Below are 17,189 nucleotides of genomic sequence, written 5' to 3' on the forward strand. Positions count from 1 at the left end.
GAGCGGCGAGAGGGACGGGAGAGGCGAAGATGGCACGCTACGACGAGGTCAAGTTCCGGGCGATCACGGCATTCCAGCGGAGGGTCGGCAATCCGGTGCTGCGCCGACTGCCGTTCCAGACGGTCCTGGAGACCACGGGCCGCACGTCGGGGCTGCCCCGTCGGACCCCGGTGGGCGGCCGCCGCGTCGGTGACTCCTTCTGGCTCGTCTCCGAGTACGGCGAGAAGTCGCAGTACATCCGCAACATCAAGGCGAACCCGACCGTACGCGTCCGCATCCGGGGCCACTGGCACCCGGGTACGGCCCACCTCCTGCCCGACGACGACCCCCGAGCCCGCCTGAAGACCCTGCCGCGCCTGAACAGCACGGCGGTGCGGGCCTTCGGGACGGGTCTGCTGACGGTGCGGGTGGACCTGACGGACACCCGCGTGACCTGACGGGGGGGCGGCCACGCCTCTCATGGCCGCCTCACAGGTTTCCCCCACCGGCGCTTTATCTCCGTCGTGGAGCTTGGGGCGCATGGACGGACACACACCCCGCACTCCCGAAGCCGAGCGCAGTCGCCGGTGGTTCATGAACAAGGCGCTGCTCGCCGGCGGTGTCGCCGCGGTGGCGACCATGACCGGCTGTTCCGCGGGCTCCTCCGGCGCGTCGAGCTCCGCCTCGGCCTCCGGGGCGCCGGGCGGCATGCCGTCCGGCGCCCCCTCGGGCGCCCCCTCCGGGGGGCCCGGCGGAGGCGCCGGCGGGATGGGCCCCGGCGCCAGTGAGGTCAAGTACGACGACTTCACGGGCGTCACCACCGACGGCAAGGCCGCCGACGGCCTGTACTCCGTCCACGCCACCGACGTCTCCACCGACGCGGTGGTCAAGGCGGCGCAGGCCTTCCTGGACGGGCTCTCCCAGAAGGAACGCAAGGCCACCCTGTTCGATGTGCAGGCCGACGAATGGCTGGCCTGGAGCAACGTCGACGGATACCAGCGCGAGGGCGTCCGCATGGGCGACATCACGGCCAAGAAGCGCGACCTCGGCTACGCGCTGCTCGGCGCGGCCCTGTCCGCCGACGGGCTCACCCAGACCCGCAACATCATGAAGCTCAACGCGTTCCTGGGCGAGTACAGCGGTGGCGGCAAGGAGACCCTCACCGAGGGCGCCTACTTCTTCACGATCATGGGCACCCCGTCGACCACGAAACCCTGGGGCTTCCAGTACGAGGGCCACCACGTGGCCATCAACTACTTCGTCCTGGGCGACCAGGTCGTCATGACGCCGACCTTCATGGGCTCCGAGCCGACGTCCGCAACGTACAAGGGCGAGAAGATCGTCACCTTCAGGACGGAGACGAAGGCCGGTCTGACGATGCTGCGCTCCCTGACCGACGCGCAGCGCAAGAAGGTCGTCTCCTCGGAGACCAAGGCCGGCGACAACATGAAGGCCGGCGCGGGCCAGGACAACCTCAAGCTCGCCTACCAGGGCCTGGCCGGCTCCCAGCTCACCGACGCGCAGCGGGACAAGCTGCTCGACCTGGTGCGCGTCTACGTCGGCTACATGGACGACGGGCACGCCGAGGTGAAGATGACGGAGGTGGAGAAGCACCTGGACGACACGTACTTCTACTGGATCGGCGCGACCAAGGACACCTCCCCGTTCTACTACCGCGTCCACAGCCCGGTCGTGCTCATCGAGTACGACGCCCAGTCCCCGATCGCGTACGGCACCAAGTCCGGCGGCGGCATGGGCGGCCCCGGCGGCAAGCCGACGCAGCAGCACATCCACACCATCATCCGCACCCCGAACGGCGGCGACTACGGCGTGGACCTGCTCAAGCTCCACCTGGCCCACGACCACTGAGACCACGGGGACCACGGGGACCACTGACGCCACTGGGGCCGGCTCACCCCGGCCACACGATCGCCTGCAGCTCGCTGTACGCGTGCAGCGCGTACGAGCCCACGTCCCGGCCGACCCCGCTCCTCTTGAAGCCGCCGAAGGGGGCCTCCATGTTCCGGCCGACCGTGTTGACGCCGACTCCGCCGGCCCTGAGGCGGCGGGCGACGCGGAAGGCGCGGGCCACGTCGGCGGACCAGACGTAGTCGATCAGGCCGTAGTCGCTGCTGTTGGCCAGCTCGATCCCCTCCTCCTCGTCGTCGAAGGGGAGGACGGCCACGACCGGACCGAAGATCTCCTCGCGGACCACCCTCATGTCGGTGGTGCAGTCCGCGAGGAGCGTCGGGGCGACGTAGAACCCCGTGGCGCACGGGGGCCGTTCGCCGCCCGTCACCACCCTCGCCCCCTCCTTGCGGCCCAGCTCGACATACGACTCCACCCGGTCCCGGTGGGCCGCCGAGATCACCGGGCCCACGACCGTGCCCGGGGCGCGCGGGTCCCCGACCGGCAGACGGCGGGCGTACGCGGCGAGTTGGTCGACCACGCGGTCGTACACGCCCCGCTGCGCCAGCACCCGCGTCGGCGCCGTGCAGATCTGGCCGCTGTAGAACGAGAACGTCGTGCCGATCCCCGAGACCGCCGACGCCAGGTCCGCGTCCTCGAAGACGAGCGCCGCGCCCTTCCCGCCCAGCTCCATCAACTGCCGTTTCATGCCGCGGCCGCACACCTCGGCGATGCGCTGTCCGACGGCGGTGGAGCCGGTGAAGCTCACCATGTCGACGTCCGGGCAGTCCACGGCCGCCTCGCCTGCCTGCGCCCCCGAACCGCTGACCACGTTGACCACACCCGGCGGCACACCCGCCGCCTGAAGCGCCTCGGCCATCCGGTACACGGACAGCGGGTCCTGCGGGGCCGGCTTCACCACCACCGTGTTGCCCATGGCCAGCGCGGGCGCGATCTTGCCCGCCGGGTTCGCCCACGGGTTGTTGTACGACGTGATGCAGGTGACGACGCCCACCGGTTGCCGTACCGCGAGGGCGCCCATGACGGCGGCCCTGCCGAACGGGCCCGCCTCGTTGATCTGCGGGGCGATGGGCTCCTCGGCCGGCTCCACACGCGCGTACCGCCTGAACCGGGCCGCCCCGACCCCGACCTGCATGCCGCGCGCCGTGCCGGTCGTGGCGCCGCTCTCGGCCTGGGCCAGTTCGGCGTACGGCACGAGGTTGCGCCGCATCACCTCCGCGGCGCGGCCGAGGACCGCCGCACGCTCCTCGGCCGGCGTGCGCGACCACGCCGCGAAGGCCTCACGGGCCGCGGCGGCGGCCGCGTGCACCTGGTCCCGCGAGGCCTCCGGCGCCCACCCGACGACTGCCTCGGTCGCCGGGTCGATCACCTCGTAGTGGCCGCCGTCGGGGGCGACCCACTCACCGCCGATGAACAGCCGCTGCGCGTCGCTCGCCCCAGGCGTCACTGGAGCCGCTGGATTCCCTGGAGTCCCCGGAGTCATCTGGTGCTCACCGTCCGCGTGTCCCGGCCCGACCGCAGCACCTTTCCCGGTACGGCGCCGGTCACCACGTCGTCCCTGATCGCCTCGACCCCGTTGACCCACACGGCCGTGACGCCGATCGCCTTCGAGTCGAGCCGTGGGCTGTCTCCCGGCAGGTCGTGCACCAGGGTGGCCTTGCCCGCGTCGATCCGCGCCGGATCGAAGAGCACGAGGTCCGCGTGGAAGCCCTCCCGGATCCGGCCGCGGTCCCGGAGGCCGAAGAGCCGCGCCGGGTCGTCCGTCAGCATCTTCACCGCCTGCTCCAGCGGCACCAGCTTCCGGCCGCGCAGACAGTCGCCGAGGAACCGGGTCGTGTACGGGGCTCCGCACATGCGGTCCAGATGGGCGCCCGCGTCCGAGCCGCCGAGCAGGACGTCCTTGTGCCGCCAGGTCTCGGCGCGCAGGGCCCAGGAGTCGGGGTCGTTGTCGGTGGGCATGGGCCACAGGACCGTCCGCAGTTCGTCGGCCGCGCAGATCTCCACCAGGCAGTGGAAGGGGTCCTGCCCGCGTTCGGCCGCGATGTCGTTCACCACGCGCCCGGTCAGGCCCTCGTTCGCCGTGCTGTAGGTGTCCCCGATGACGTACCGGCCGAAGTTCGCGAGGCGGCGGAAGACGCCCGCCTCCTTGCTGTCCGCCCGTCGCAGCAGCTCCGCGCGGACGTCCGGATCGCGGAGCCGCGCGATCCGCTCGGGCACCGGCAGACCGAGCACCTCGCCCCACCCGGGGATCAGGTTCAGGGCGCAGAAGGTGCCCAGGGACATGTTCATGGGGGTGAGGATCGGCATCGTCAGGGCCACCACCCGTCCCCCCGCCTTCCGGGCCCGCTCGCTCGCGGTCAGCTGCCGCGGTACGCGCTCGGGAACCGCCGCGTCGATGGTGAGGACGTTCCAGTTGAGCGGCCGGCCCGCCGCCGCGCTCATCTCCACGAAGAGGTCGATCTCCGCGTCGCTGAACTGGTCCAGGCAGCCGGCGACGATCGCCTCGATCTGGGTTCCCTCGTGCTCGCCCACCGCCCGCGCCAGCGCCAGCAGCTCCGCCGGCCGCGCGTGCCGGGAGGCGACCGGCTGTCCGTCGCCGTCCGAGTGGGTGGACGACTGGGTGGTGGACAGGCCCCACGCACCCGCGTCCATCGCCTCGTGGAAGAGCGCCAGCATCCGCTCCAGCTGCTCCCGCGTGGGCCGGCCGCCGACCGCGTCCGGGCCCATAACGTACCGGCGCAGGGCGCAATGCCCCACCATGAAACCCGCGTTGACGGCGATCCGGCCCTCCAGCGCGTCCAGGTAGTCGCCGAAGGTGTGCCAGCTCCAGGGGGCGCCCTCCTCCAGGGCGACCAGGGACATGCCCTCCACCTTGGACATCATCCGGCGGGTGTAGTCCGCGTCCTGGGGCCGGTCCGGGTTCAGCGGCGCGAGGGTGAAGCCGCAGTTGCCGCCCGCGACCGTCGTCACCCCGTGGTTGAGGGACGGGGTCGCGTAGGGGTCCCAGAACAGCTGGGCGTCGTAGTGGGTGTGCGGGTCGACGAAGCCGGGGGCGAGGACGAGGCCGGCCGCGTCCTCGCCGGCCCTGGCCGGCTCGGTGACCGTGCCGACGGCGGCGATACGGCCGTCCCGTATCCCCACGTCGGCGGTGTACGCGGGCGCGCCCGTCCCGTCCACGACGGTCGCGCCCCTGATGACGTGGTCGAGCATGGCGCGTACCCCCTCTAGACGGACTGCCGGAAACGGGTCGTGCGGTGCACCGGATCCGTGTCGATCTTCGGGATCACGTGCTCGCCGATCAGCCGGATCGTCTGGAGCGTCTCCTCCTTGGGGACACCCACCGGCAGACCGAAGCTCAGCTGGTCGGCGCCCGCCTGCTCCCAGCGCTTGCACTGGGTCAGCACCTCGCCCGGATCGCCGCAGATCAGCAGCTCCTCGGCGATGAGCAGCTCGATGAACTCCTCGTTGTACTCGGGGAGCGTCTCGGGCCAGACGGGGAAGCCCTCGGGGCGCGGGAAGGTGTCGTGGTAGCGGAAGACGAGGGACGGCAGGTAGTGCAGCTGGCCGCCGACCGCGATCCGTACCGCCTCCTCGTGCGTCGGCGCGCAGATGGCGGTGGTCGTCACCATCACGTTGTCGTTGACGAAGTCCCCGACCGGCCGCGCCTCGACGACCGCCGTCTTGTACTGCTCGAGGACCCACTCCATGTCGGAGACCTTCTGCACGCTGAAGCCGAGCACGCCGAGGCCCTTGCGGGCGGCCATGGCGTACGAGGGCGGCGACCCGGCGGCGTACCACATCGCGGGGTGCGACTTCCCGTACGGCTTGGGCAGCACCTTGCGCGGCGGGAGCTGCCAGTGCTTGCCCTGGAACCCGGGGTACTCCTCCTGGAGCCACATCTTCGGGAACTCGGCGATGGTCTCTTCCCAGATCTCCTTGGTGTAGTTCATGTCGGTGACGCCCGGTATGAAACCGAGGATCTCGTGGCTGCCCGCCCCCCGTCCGCTGCCGAACTCGAAGCGGCCCTCGCTGAGGTGGTCGAGCATGGCGACCTTCTCGGCGACCTTCACGGGGTGGTTGACCTGGGCGAGCGGGTTGAAGATGCCGGAGCCGAGGTGGATGCGCTCGGTGGCGTGCGCGAGATAGCCGAGGAAGACGTCGTTGGCGGAGAGGTGCGAGTACTCGTCCAGGAAGTGGTGCTCGGACGCCCAGGCGTACTTGAAGCCGGACGTGTCCGCCTGGATGACGTACTCGGTCTCCTCCATCAGCGCCTTGTGTTCCGCGAGCGGGTCGGTCTCGGCGCGCTTGCCCACGTATCCCTGTACAAAGAGCCCGAATTCCAAGGAGGTTCACCGTCCCCAGGAGTCTTGTCCATCAAATCTGACGTGCCGTCAGATTCACACAGCCGACTGTTCCACCGCCCCCGAGGAGCGTCAATAGCTGACGAGACGTCAGATGACGCTCACTCCCGCCAGCCATCCTCCGTCGATCACGAACGGCTGCCCGGTGATGTACGAGGAGTCCTCACCGGAGAGGAAGAGGGCCAGCCGGGCGACCTCCTCGGGCCTGCCGATCCGGCCCAGCGGCACGAGCCTGCCGTACAGCTCGCTGAGGGCCCGCGCCGTCTCCTCGGGGTCCGCGCCGGGGTCGAGCTGGGACGGGTTGCTCATGGCGGTGTCGATGGCACCCGGGCAGACGGCGTTGACCCGTATCTTCTTGGCGGCCAGTTCCAGGGCGGCGACGCGGGTGAGGCCGACGATGGCGTGCTTGGTCGCCGTGTACGCGCCCACGTACGCCATGCCCGTCAGGCCCGCGTACGAGGCCGTGTTCACGATGGTGCCGCCGCCCGCCGCCTCGATCTCGGGCGCGACGGTCTTGATGCCGAGGAAGACGCCGACCTGGTTGACCTGCACGATCTGCTGGAACTCGGCGAGTGGCGTGCCGACCAGGTCGTTGAAGCGCAGGATGCCGGCGTTGTTGACGAGGCCGTCGATGTGCCCGTACGCGTCCTTCGCGACCGTGACGGCCGCCTGCCAGTCGTCCTCCCGACCGACGTCGAGGTGGACGTACCGGGCCCCGATCTCCTTGGCCAGGGCCTCCCCCTGGTCGTCGAGCACATCCGCGACGACGACCTTGGCGCCCTCCTCGACGAAGAGCCGCGCCTCCTGCTCACCCTGCCCGCGCGCCGCCCCGCTGATGAGGACGACGCGTCCGTCCAGCTTGCCCATGGGTCTCCCTAGGTGAGGTGCGGCGCCACCTCGGCGCCGAACGCGGCCATCTGGTCGGTGAGTTCGCTGCGGCTCCGGCTGCGGAACCGCACCTGGATCTGGTCCACGCCCATCGCCCGGTACGCCCGCAGCGACTCGGCGAGGGCTTCGGGGCGCCCGGCGAGGGTGCGGCGGCCGACGTCCCAGCCGGGCCCGCCCACGTACAGGGGCTCGGTGATGGCGCCGACGGTGATCGGGTCGGAGATGCCCGCGCCCTCCCGCAGTCGCCGCAGCTTCGCGATCTGCTCCGGCAGCCGGTCGCGCGGGTCCCCCTGCGGCAGCCACCCGTCGCCCCGGACCGCGGCCCGGCGCACGGCGGCGGGCGAGGAGCCGCCGACCCACAGGGGCACCCGCGGCTGGGCGGGGCGGGGCCGCTGCCCGAGCCCCTCGAAGTCGTACACCTTGCCGTGGTGGACGGGGAATTCGTCGGGCCCCAGCGCGGCCCTCAGCGCGTCGACGCACTCGTCGAGCACGAACCCCCGCCGCTCGAAGTCCACCCCCAGCGCCTCGAACTCCTCCCGTACGTGCCCGGCGCCGACCCCGAGGATCAGACGGCCGCCGGAGAGGTGGTCGAGGGTCGCGTACTGCTTGGCCGTGACGAGCGGATGCCGCAGCCCGACGACCGCTACATGGCTGAGCAGCCGGACGCGCTCGGTGACACCGGCCAGGAAGGACAGGGTGGCGACGGGGTCGTACCAGACGGTGCTCATCGCGCTCGCGAGACGCCGGGGGATCGCGACGTGGTCGCAGCCCGCGAGGTAGGCGAAACCGGAGCGGTCGGCGGTGCGGGCGATCTCCACGAGGTCGTCCGGCCCGGCGCCCGCCTCCCAGCCCTCCGTGTAGAGGGTGCTCTGGGACTGGACGGGGAGCTGGATCCCGTAGGCGAAGGAGCCGTTCAACGGGCACCGCCGGGACCGGCCCACAACCCGTCGTCCGTGAGCCCGAGGAGCTCGATCGCGTTCCCCCGCACGATCCGCTCCACCACCTCCGCCTCCAGGTGCCCCATCTGCGCCTCGCCGACCTCGCGGGACTTGGGCCAGGTCGAGTCGGAGTGCGGGTAGTCGGTCTCGTACAGGACGTTTCCGATCCCGATGGCGTCGAGGTTCCGCAGCCCGAAGGCGTCGTCGAAGAAGCAGCCGAAGACGTGGCCGGCGAAGAGTTCGGACGGCGGACGGTGCACCTTGTCCGCGACGCCGCCCCAGCCGCGGTTCTCCTCCCACACCACGTCCGCGCGCTCCAGGATGTAGGGGATCCAGCCGATCTGGCCTTCCGCGTACATGACCCTGAGGTTCGGGAAGCGCTCGAACTTGCCGCTCATCAGCCAGTCCACCATCGAGAAGCAGCAGTTGGCGAAGGTGATGGTGGAGCCGACGGCCGGCGGGGCGTCGGCCGACGTCGACGGCATGCGGCTGCTGGAGCCGATGTGCATGGCGATGACGGTGCCGGTCTCGTCGCAGGCGGCCAGGAACGGGTCCCAGTCGTCCGTGTGGACCGACGGCAGGCCCAGGTGCGGCGGTATCTCGGAGAAGGCCACGGCGCGTACGCCGCGGGCGGCGTTGCGGCGCACCTCCGCCGCCGCGAGCCGCGCGTCCCAGAGGGGCACCAGGGTGAGGGGGATGAGCCGGCCGTGGGCGTCCGGGCCGCACCACTCCTCCACCATCCAGTCGTTGTAGGCCCTGACCCCGAGAAGGCCCAGTTCACGGTCCTTGGCCTCGGTGAACGTCTGGCCGCAGAAGCGGGGGAAGGTGGGGAAACAGAGGGCGGACTGGACGTGGTTGACGTCCATGTCGGCGAGCCGCCGCGGGACGTCGTACGACCCCGGACGCATCTGCTCGTACGTGATGACTTCGAGCTTGATCTCGTCGCGGGAGTACCCGACGGCGGTGTCGAGACGGGTGAGCGGCCGGTGCAGGTCCTCGTAGACCCACCAGTCGCCGAGGGGGCCGTCGTCGCCGGGACCGCCCATGACCGGGGCGAACTTGCCGCCCAGGAAGGTCATTTCCTTCAGAGGCGCGCGGACTATGCGAGGGCCTGTGTCCTGGTACTTCTTCGGGAGCCGGTCCCGCCAGACGTCAGGGGGCTCCACCGTGTGGTCGTCCACCGAGATGATCTTCGGGAAGGCCGAAAGGGTCCGGGAGGTCTCCATACGGCTCACGGTAGCGCTGATCTGACGACCCGTCAGCTATGTGCGAGGGCACTCCCGGGGCGGACGTCATGGGGCGAGTGTGTGCAGGCTTTGTGACGTCCCCCGCGGCGCCCTGTGATCGCTTTCCCCCGCGGCTGACGCATCCGCCATGAACAAGGCAAACTGTCCTCCTAGTCAGGACGGTTCGGCAGGGGGCAGCGATGGACGGTGTGCCGCGAGTACCGGAGCAGTGGCGTCCCGAGGAATCGGCGGCGCTGCGCTTCGGCGTGCTCGGCCCGGTCCGCGCCTGGCACGGGGAGAAAGCGCTGTCCACCGGTTCCCCGCAGCAACGCGCCCTGCTGGCCGCGCTGTTGCTGCGCGAGGGCCGCACCGCGACGGCCGGTGAGCTCATCGACGCCCTGTGGGGCGACGAGCCGCCGTCGCAGGCCCTGGCCGCCGTACGGACCTACGCCTCCCGGCTGCGCAAGGTACTGCCGGCCGGAGTCATGGTCAGCGAGTCGGGCGGGTACGCGATCCGCGGCCTGCCCGAGGAGGCGCTGGACGTGTCCCTGGCCCAGGCGCTCGCCGCCGACGCGGAGAAGGCGAAGGCCGCGGGCGACCTGTGCCGGGCCCGCGCCCTGCTCAACGAGGCGCTGGCCCTGTGGGACGGGGAGCCGCTGGCGAGCCTGCCGGGACCGTACGCCGAGACCCAGCGGGCCCGCCTCGACGAATGGCGGCTCCAGCTCCTGGAGTCCCGGCTCGACATGGACCTGGAACAGGGCTGCCACGCGGAGGCCGTCTCGGAGCTGACCGCCCTGACGGCCGCGCACCCCCTGCGGGAGCGGCTGCGCGAGCTGCTGATGCTCGCGCTGTACCGCAGCGGCCGGCAGGCGGAGGCCCTCGCGGTCTACGCGGACACCCGGCACCTGCTGGCCGAGGAACTCGGCGTCGACCCCCGCTCCGGCCTGAAGGAACTCCAGCAGCGCATCCTCCAGGCGGACCCGGGCCTGGCGGAGCCCTCCGGCCCGGCCGCCGAACCCCCGCCGGCGCCCGTACGCCCCGCCCAGCTCCCCGCCACGGTGCCCGACTTCACCGGCCGGGACGCCTTCGTCGCCGAACTGAGCGACGTGCTCGCGTCCGCCGAGGGCCGGGTGATGGCGGTCTCGGCACTGGCCGGGATCGGCGGCGTCGGCAAGACGACCCTCGCCGTGCACGTGGCCCACCAGGCGCGGGCCGCCTTCCCCGACGGCCAGCTGTACGTGGACCTCCAGGGCGCCGGACAGCGGGCGGCGGAGCCGGAGACCGTCCTGGGCGCGTTCCTGCGGGCCCTCGGCACCGCGGACTCGGCGATCCCCGACTCCCTGGAGGAACGCTCCGCCCTGTACCGCTCGGTCCTCGACGGCCGCCGCGTGCTGGTCCTGCTGGACAACGCCCGCGACGCCGCCCAGGTGCGTCCGCTGCTGCCCGGCATGGAGGGCTGCGCGGCCCTGGTCACCTCCCGGGTACGGATGGTGGGCCTGGCCGGGGCGCACCTCGTGGACCTCGACGTGATGTCGCCGGAGGAGGCCCTCCAGCTCTTCACGAAGATCGTGGGCGAGGAGCGGGTGGCATCGGAGCGCGAGGCGGCCCTTGACGTGGTGGCGGCGTGCGGTTTCCTTCCCCTGGCGATCCGCATCGCCGCGTCCCGGCTGGCGGCCCGGCGCACCTGGACCGTCTCCGTACTGGCGGCGAAGCTCGCCGACGAACGCCGGCGCCTCGACGAGCTCCAGGCCGGCGACCTGGCCGTGAAGGCCACCTTCGAGCTGGGCTACGGCCAGCTGGACCCGCCCCAGGCCCGCGCCTTCCGCCTGCTGGGCCTCGCGGACGGCCCGGACATGTCCCTGGCCGCGGCCGCGGCGGTCCTCGACCTCCCGGCCGAGGAGACCGAGGACCTGCTGGAGTCCCTCGTCGACACGTCCCTGCTGGAGTCGGCGGCTCCCGGCCGGTACCGGTACCACGACCTGGTCCGCCTCTACGCCCGCGCGTGCGCGGAGCGCGACGAGCACCCGCCGAGCGAGCGGGACGCGGCCATGGCGCGGTTGCTGGACTTCTATCTGGCCACGGCCGCGGAGGTCTTCGCCATCGAGCGGCCCGGGGACCGGCTGGTGGATCACCTGGAGCAGACCCGGACCCCGGGACTGGTCTTCCCGGACCGCCGCGCCGCCCAGGACTGGCTCTACTCCGAGGCCGTGCCGCTCCTGGCCTGCGTACGGCAGTCGTCGGGCGGTGCGACGCTCAGGCGTGCCGTCGACCTGTTGTGGGCCGCTGTCGACCTGGCGGAATCGGGGGCGAACGCCAAGGAGTACGAGGCGGCCGCGACGGCGCTGCGGGACGCGGCGCGGGTCGCTTCGGACCGCCGGGCGGAGGGGCGGGCCATCCTCGTCCTGGCCAACGCACGCCACTGGTCCGGCCTGTTCGACCAGGCCGATCAGGAGGCACGGCAGGCGCTCGCGCTCTCCGAGGCGGCCGCGGATCCGTTGCCCTGCTGCTGGGCGGCGAACATCCTGGGCGCCTTCGCGTTCTACCAGAGCCGCTACGCGGAGGCCGAGGAGTACCTGGAGCGGGCCATCCGGGAGTTCCGCGCCTGCGGGGACCGCTCCGGCGCGGCGGCCGCCCTGTGCAATCTCTCCCGGCTGCACCTGGAGACGGATCGCGCCCACAGCGCCGTCGATCTCGCCCAGCAGGGCACCGAGATGTACGAGGAGCTCGGGCATTCCCTCAAGGTCGCCAACGGCCGCTACGCGCTGGGGATGGCCCTCAGCAAGAGCGGCCGGCCGGCCGACGCCACCCATCGTCTCCGGGAGGCGCTCCAGGTCTTCCGCGCGAGCCGTCAGCGGTTGTGGGAGGGGATGACCCTCTTCCGGCTGGCCGAGGTCGATCTCCTGGCCCAGCGCCCGGCGCAGGCGGCGGCCAACTCCGAGATGGCGCTGGCGTTGCTGCGGGGGATCGGCGGCGAGTGGCGTCGCGGCAACGTGCTCACGGTGCTCGGCAAGTCCCTGAACGGGATCGGCCAGCCCGGCAGGGCTCAGGTCTGCTGGCGCGAGGCCCTCGAAATCTACGTGAAACTGAACTCTCCCGAGGCCGCCGAGGTGCAGGCACTGCTGGCTCCGGCCGCCGCTGCCTGACACCGGGCAGGGCGTTCATCGTTCGTTTATCGCGGCCAGGCACTCTCTTGGTTGTCGATCCGTCGCGTCGGGGGGCAGACGGACCGCCGGTGAGGTCGCCGCACTCGCACCTTAGGGTGGGCGACTCGAGTGGCCCACCCGGCCACCCTCGGGGGAGTGGCCGGGTGGGCTCTCCACAGTTCAACGGCAATCACCATGGGGAGGCACCATCATGAGCGACATCACGAAGGACGAGACGGTCGTCAAGCCGGACAACACCCACATCACCGACGCCGAGGCCGGCACGGAGATCAAGCCGCTCAACACGCACATCACCGATGCTGCGGCCGGCACGACGATCAAGCCGCTCAACACGCACATCACGGACGCCGAGGCGGGCACGGAGATCAAGCCGCTCAACACCCACATCACCGATGTCGAGGACGACGGCGAGACCACTCCGGACAACACGCACATCACGTCCAACCCCACCTAGACCTTTTTCCCACACGGGGATCGGCCGCGGCGGCGCGGAGGGGGAGCCGCCGCGGCCGACGTGTGTCCGGCGCCGGCACCGCACCCGGACTCGTCGCCGGCCGTGGCGTGCGGGAGGACCGGGAGTGCGCGCGGGTCGGGCCGTGCGGAACACCCCCTGCCAGGCGCGCCGGGAAGCCCGCTCTCCAGGCCCTTCACCGCCCCCGCAACTCCCCCTTCACCACCTTCCCGCCAGCGTTCCGCGGCAGCTCCCCCACGAACTCCACCGCCCGCGGCACCTTGTAGTTCGCCATCTCGCGCCGGGACCAGGCGATCAGGTCGTCCCCCGTCAGGACGGAACCCGGGCGGCGGACCACGTACGCCTTGCCCACCTCGCCGAGGCGTGCGTCCGGTACGCCGATCACCGCCACGTCCGCCACATCCGGGTGCAGGCCGAGCAGTTGCTCTATCTCGGCGGGGTAGGCGTTGAAGCCGCCGACGATGAACATGTCCTTGATCCGGTCCGTGATCCGGAGATTGCCGGACGCGTCCAGGACGCCCACGTCGCCCGTCCTGAGCCAGCCGTCCTCCGTCAGCGCCGCCGCCGTGGCCCGCTCGTCCTCGAAGTAGCCCCGCATCACGTTGAAGCCGCGGACCAGGACCTCCCCGGGGGAGCCGAGCGGCGCCTCCACACGGACCTCCGTACCGGGAATCGCGCGCCCCGACGTCGACGCGATCACGGACGGATCGTCGCCCCGACGGCACATCGTGACGATGCCGCTGGCCTCCGAGAGGCCGTACGCCGTGAGCACGGTTCCCACCCCCAACTCCCCCCGCAACCGCTCCACCAGCCGCAACGGCACCACCGCCGCCCCGGTCACCACCAGCCGCAGCGCCGACAGGTCGTACGCGTCCCGGGCCGGATGGTCCAGCAGGGACTGGTGCAGGGTAGGCGGGCCCGGTAGTACGGAGACCCGTTCCGCGGCGATGTTCGCCAGCACCGTGTCCACGTTGAACACCGGCTGCGGGATCATCGTCGCGCCTCGCATCAAGCAGGCGATCACTCCCGCCTTGTAGCCGAAGGTGTGGAAGAAGGGGTTCGCGATCAGGTAGCGGTCACCCCGGCGCAGGCCCGCCAGGTCGCTCCACACCTCGTACGCCCGCAACGTCTGCGCGTGCGTGATCACCGCGCCCTTCGGGCGGCCCGTCGTACCCGACGTGAAGATGATGTCCGAGACCGTCGAGCCGTCCAGCCCCCGCGCTCGCTCCCGCGTCTCCGCCTCGCCCACCCCCTCCCCGCTCGCCAGGAAGTCCTTCCACGTACGGAAGTCGGCCGGCGCGTCGTCCGCCAGCACCACCACCTGCTCCAGGGCGGGAAGCCCGGGCAGGGGACCACGGAGCCCCTCGCCCTCCCCCGCCGCCCGCCGCAGCGAAGCCACGTACGACGTGCCCAGAAACGTCCCGGTCACGAACAGCAACCGCGCCCCGCTCCGCCGCAGAACATAAGCCGCCTCGCTCCCCTTGAAGCGCGTGTTCAGCGGCACCAGTACCGCGCCCGCCGACACCGCGCCCAGCGCCGAGACGATCCAGTCCAGCGAATTCGGCGCCCAGATGCCCACCCGGTCGCCGACACCCACCCCGCTGGCGATACACGCCGCCGCCGCACGCTCCACCCGGGCGCCCAACTCGGCGTACGAGATCCTCGTACGGCCCTCCACCACCGCCTCGGTATCCGCGTACCGCTCCGCGGACGACCGCACCAGGCCCGGGATGCTGCCCCACTCCACGTCTCCGCGCACGAACGGCCTCCCCGCACTCACTAGCTGACTGACCGTCAGATTAGCTGTAGCCTGACGCCCTGTCAGCCAGCACTGTCGGCTGCGACAACTGCCGGTTCACCGTGGGCACTCTGCGGAGGTATATCCAGCATGGCCGGACTCAAGGACGCCACCGCGATCGTCGGTATCGGTCAGACACCCTTCGCCAAGCACCTCCCCGAGGACGAGCGGACCTTGGCCTGCCGGGCCGTGCTCGCCGCCCTCGACGACGCGGGAATCGCCCCGGGCGAGGTCGACGCCCTTGCCTCCTACACGATGGAGGAGACCGACGAGGTCCAGCTGGCGAAGGCGGTCGGGTTCGGGGACCTGACCTTCTTCAGCAAGGTCGGGTACGGCGGCGGCGGTTCCTGTGCCACCGTCGCCCATCTCGCCGCCGCCATCGCCACCGGGCAGGCCACGGTCGGCGTCGCCTGGCGGTCGCGCAAGCGGGGCAGCGGGCCGCGGCCGTGGAAGAACACCAGCGCCCAACTCCCCACCCCCGCCCAGTGGACCCGTCCCTTCGGCCTCCTCAGACCGGCCGACGAGATCGGGATGCTGACCCGCCGCTACATGCACGAGTACGGGGCGACCCGGGACCACCTCTTCAATGTCGCCCTCGCCTGCCGGAACCGCGCCAACCAGAACCCGGCGGCGATCATGTACGACCGCCCGCTCACCCGCGAGATGTACATGACCTCCCGGTGGATCAGTGAGCCCCTCTGCCTCTTCGACAACTGCCTGGAGACGGACGGGGCGTTGGCGTGCGTGGTCGTCTCCGCCGCGCGGGCGCGGGACTGTCCGCAACGGCCCGCCTACATCCACTCCGCCGCCCAGGGCCTGCCCGCCCAGCACCACGGCATGGTCAACTACTGGAACGACGATCCGCTCACCGGCCCCGCCTGGACGGCCGCCCGGCACCTGTGGAAGCACGCCGACCTCTCCCCGCAGGACGTGGATGTCGCGCAGATCTACGACGCGTTCACCCCGCTGATACCGCTGTCCCTGGAGGGCTACGGCTTCTGCGGGCGGGGGGAGGGCGGGGCCTTCACGGAGGGCGGTGCGCTGGAGATCGGCGGCCGGCTGCCCCTGAACACGGGGGGCGGGGGCCTGTCCGAGGCGTATGTGCATGGGTTCAACCTCATCAACGAGGGCGTGAGACAGCTGCGGGGGACGAGCACCGCCCAGGTCCCGGGCGCCGCCACCTGCCTGGTCACGGCCGGCGAAGGCGTACCGACGTCCGCACTTCTCCTGAGGAGTTGAGATGCTCACACCGGTCGTGGACGACGACGGCGCCCCCTTCTGGGAGTACGCCGCCCGGGGCGAGCTGAGGGTCCAGGCGTGCGCCGACTGCGGCGAGCCGCGCTTCCCGCCCCGTCCCTGCTGCCCGCACTGCCGGTCCTTCGCGAGCGAGTGGCGGCTGATGAGCGGGAAGGGGCGCGTCTGGTCGTACGTCGTCCCCCACCCGCCGCTCCTGCCGGAGTACGCGGCGCAGGCCCCGTACAACGTGATCGTCGTCGAGCTCGCCGAAGCACCCCGGATACGCCTGGTCGGCAACCTGGTCAGCGAGGCCGACGCGCCGCTCGACGGTGTCGCGCCGGAACGCGTGCGGATCGGCGCCAGGGTGCAGGCCGTCTTCAGCAGCGCCGGACTGCCCCAGTGGGTACTGGAGCGGCCATGACCCTGCGCGTCGTCGCGGACAAGGACACCGGCGTCGCCGTCGTCACCCTCGACCGGCCCGAGCGGCTCAACGCGATCGATCTGGAGACGGCCGCCGAACTCGCCGCCGTGTGGAGCGCGTTGCGGCGCGACGACTCGGTGCGGGCCGTCGTCCTGACCGGAGCCGGCGGGCGGGCGTTCTGCACCGGCATCGACCGGGGCGTCGACGTTCCGCAGCCCACCTCGCCCTACATGGCCGACGATCCGCTCCTCACCGTCGGGCCCAAGTCCAACGACCTGTGGAAACCCGTCGTCTGTGCCGTGAACGGGATGGCCTGCGGCGGCGCCTTCTATCTGCTCGGCGAGAGCGAGTTCGTCGTCGCCGACTCGACCGCGACCTTCTTCGACCCGCATACGACGTACGGCATGGTCAGCGCGTACGAGTCGGTCCTCATGGCGCAGCGGATGCCGTACGGGGAGGCGGCGCGGATGGCGTTGATGGGGACGGCGGAGCGGATCTCGGCGCGGCGGGCGTACGAGGTGGGGCTGGTGTCCGAGGTGACGGCACCCGGGGAGGCGTTGGCGGCTGCAACGCGGTGCGCGGCCGTCATCGCCGGCTGCCCGACCGAGGCCGTACAGGGGACCGTGCGGGCGCTGTGGGCCGCCAAGGAGGCGGCCCGTACCGCGGGATACGCACAGGCGCCGCACCTGATCGCGCTCGGAAATCTGCCGGGTGAGCGACAGGCGGAGCTGTTCGGGGAACGAAGCCGCGAGCACAGGTTGCGCTAGCAATGCGGAT

Annotated in this window: 14 protein-coding genes; 7 read left to right on the forward strand and 7 right to left on the reverse strand. The window is 71.6% G+C overall.

The genetic code is table 11. The features are described 5' to 3' along the window. The first annotated feature begins 29 nt into the window (after positions 1-29). Both GTY58_RS19860 and GTY58_RS19865 read left to right on the forward strand, forming a co-directional pair. Positions 30-437: a nitroreductase family deazaflavin-dependent oxidoreductase gene (locus GTY58_RS19860; RefSeq protein WP_010985227.1), complete on the forward strand. Its 408-nt coding sequence runs from the start codon at positions 30-32 to the stop codon at positions 435-437. Between the two features lie 82 nt (positions 438-519). Beyond that, positions 520-1,848 carry a DUF3500 domain-containing protein gene (locus GTY58_RS19865; protein ID WP_037644719.1) on the forward strand — a complete coding sequence of 443 codons (1,329 nt, stop codon included), beginning with the start codon at positions 520-522 and terminating at the stop codon, positions 1,846-1,848. 43 nt (positions 1,849-1,891) lie between these two features. Here the strand turns inward: GTY58_RS19865 and GTY58_RS19870 are convergent, their stop codons facing one another. From GTY58_RS19870 to GTY58_RS40795, 6 genes are all read right to left on the reverse strand, one after another. Next, positions 1,892-3,355: an aldehyde dehydrogenase family protein gene (locus GTY58_RS19870; RefSeq protein WP_037644717.1), complete on the reverse strand. Its 1,464-nt coding sequence runs from the start codon at positions 3,353-3,355 to the stop codon at positions 1,892-1,894. 32 nt (positions 3,356-3,387) lie between these two features. Next, positions 3,388-5,118 (reverse strand): D-aminoacylase, encoded by a 1,731-nt coding sequence (locus tag GTY58_RS19875; protein ID WP_010985230.1) that lies wholly within the window; start codon positions 5,116-5,118, stop codon positions 3,388-3,390. A 14-nt stretch (positions 5,119-5,132) separates the two neighbouring features. Continuing rightward, positions 5,133-6,251 carry an LLM class flavin-dependent oxidoreductase gene (locus tag GTY58_RS19880; RefSeq protein WP_078234405.1) on the reverse strand — a complete coding sequence of 373 codons (1,119 nt, stop codon included), beginning with the start codon at positions 6,249-6,251 and terminating at the stop codon, positions 5,133-5,135. A gap of 108 nt (positions 6,252-6,359) precedes the next feature. Further along, positions 6,360-7,136 carry a glucose 1-dehydrogenase gene (locus GTY58_RS19885; RefSeq protein ID WP_010985232.1) on the reverse strand — a complete coding sequence of 259 codons (777 nt, stop codon included), beginning with the start codon at positions 7,134-7,136 and terminating at the stop codon, positions 6,360-6,362. A gap of 8 nt (positions 7,137-7,144) precedes the next feature. Next, entirely contained in the window at positions 7,145-8,074 is a 930-nt protein-coding gene (locus GTY58_RS19890) for an LLM class F420-dependent oxidoreductase (RefSeq protein ID WP_010985233.1), read from the reverse strand. Beyond that, positions 8,071-9,321, reverse strand: coding sequence for an amidohydrolase family protein (locus GTY58_RS40795; RefSeq protein ID WP_037644713.1), 1,251 nt, complete (start codon positions 9,319-9,321; stop codon positions 8,071-8,073). Before GTY58_RS40795 ends, GTY58_RS19890 begins: the two co-directional genes overlap by 4 nt. Positions 9,322-9,521: 200 nt before the next feature. Here GTY58_RS40795 and GTY58_RS19900 point away from each other — a divergent pair, with 200 nt between their 5' ends. Together GTY58_RS19900 and GTY58_RS19905 are read left to right on the forward strand one after the other, a co-directional pair. Further along, positions 9,522-12,464: a BTAD domain-containing putative transcriptional regulator gene (locus GTY58_RS19900; protein WP_010985235.1), complete on the forward strand. Its 2,943-nt coding sequence runs from the start codon at positions 9,522-9,524 to the stop codon at positions 12,462-12,464. A 211-nt stretch (positions 12,465-12,675) separates the two neighbouring features. Next, positions 12,676-12,939, forward strand: a complete 264-nt coding sequence (locus GTY58_RS19905; protein ID WP_010985236.1) for a hypothetical protein — start codon at positions 12,676-12,678, stop codon at positions 12,937-12,939. 193 nt (positions 12,940-13,132) lie between these two features. Here GTY58_RS19905 and GTY58_RS19910 read toward each other — a convergent pair whose 3' ends face one another. Further along, positions 13,133-14,716: a FadD3 family acyl-CoA ligase gene (locus GTY58_RS19910; protein WP_010985237.1), complete on the reverse strand. Its 1,584-nt coding sequence runs from the start codon at positions 14,714-14,716 to the stop codon at positions 13,133-13,135. Between the two features lie 129 nt (positions 14,717-14,845). Between GTY58_RS19910 and GTY58_RS19915 the strand changes: the two genes are divergently transcribed. Genes GTY58_RS19915 through GTY58_RS19925 form a run of 3 tightly spaced genes read left to right on the forward strand, consistent with a single transcriptional unit; the run spans position 14,846 to position 17,179 of the window. Continuing rightward, positions 14,846-15,994: a lipid-transfer protein gene (locus GTY58_RS19915; protein WP_010985238.1), complete on the forward strand. Its 1,149-nt coding sequence runs from the start codon at positions 14,846-14,848 to the stop codon at positions 15,992-15,994. 1 nt (position 15,995) lies between these two features. Then, positions 15,996-16,412, forward strand: a complete 417-nt coding sequence (locus tag GTY58_RS19920) for an OB-fold domain-containing protein (RefSeq protein ID WP_010985239.1) — start codon at positions 15,996-15,998, stop codon at positions 16,410-16,412. Further along, positions 16,409-17,179: an enoyl-CoA hydratase/isomerase family protein gene (locus tag GTY58_RS19925; RefSeq protein WP_171033178.1), complete on the forward strand. Its 771-nt coding sequence runs from the start codon at positions 16,409-16,411 to the stop codon at positions 17,177-17,179. Before GTY58_RS19920 ends, GTY58_RS19925 begins: the two co-directional genes overlap by 4 nt. The last annotated feature ends 10 nt before the right edge of the window (positions 17,180-17,189 follow it).

The organism is Streptomyces sp. SID5469, assembly GCF_009862865.1.
GTDB lineage: Bacteria > Actinomycetota > Actinomycetes > Streptomycetales > Streptomycetaceae > Streptomyces > Streptomyces avermitilis.

What these genes read in the sequence shown, in the direction of transcription:
- GTY58_RS19860 (WP_010985227.1), top strand. Translation starts at nt 30, where the DNA reads ATGGCACGCTACGACGAGGTCAAGTTCCGGGCGATCACGGCATTCCAG.
- GTY58_RS19865 (WP_037644719.1), top strand. Translation starts at nt 520, where the DNA reads ATGGACGGACACACACCCCGCACTCCCGAAGCCGAGCGCAGTCGCCGG.
- GTY58_RS19875 (WP_010985230.1), bottom strand. Translation starts at nt 5,118, where the DNA reads ATGCTCGACCACGTCATCAGGGGCGCGACCGTCGTGGACGGGACGGGC.
- GTY58_RS19885 (WP_010985232.1), bottom strand. Translation starts at nt 7,136, where the DNA reads ATGGGCAAGCTGGACGGACGCGTCGTCCTCATCAGCGGGGCGGCGCGC.
- GTY58_RS40795 (WP_037644713.1), bottom strand. Translation starts at nt 9,321, where the DNA reads ATGGAGACCTCCCGGACCCTTTCGGCCTTCCCGAAGATCATCTCGGTG.
- GTY58_RS19900 (WP_010985235.1), top strand. Translation starts at nt 9,522, where the DNA reads ATGGACGGTGTGCCGCGAGTACCGGAGCAGTGGCGTCCCGAGGAATCG.
- GTY58_RS19905 (WP_010985236.1), top strand. Translation starts at nt 12,676, where the DNA reads ATGAGCGACATCACGAAGGACGAGACGGTCGTCAAGCCGGACAACACC.
- GTY58_RS19915 (WP_010985238.1), top strand. Translation starts at nt 14,846, where the DNA reads ATGGCCGGACTCAAGGACGCCACCGCGATCGTCGGTATCGGTCAGACA.
- GTY58_RS19920 (WP_010985239.1), top strand. Translation starts at nt 15,996, where the DNA reads ATGCTCACACCGGTCGTGGACGACGACGGCGCCCCCTTCTGGGAGTAC.
- GTY58_RS19925 (WP_171033178.1), top strand. Translation starts at nt 16,409, where the DNA reads ATGACCCTGCGCGTCGTCGCGGACAAGGACACCGGCGTCGCCGTCGTC.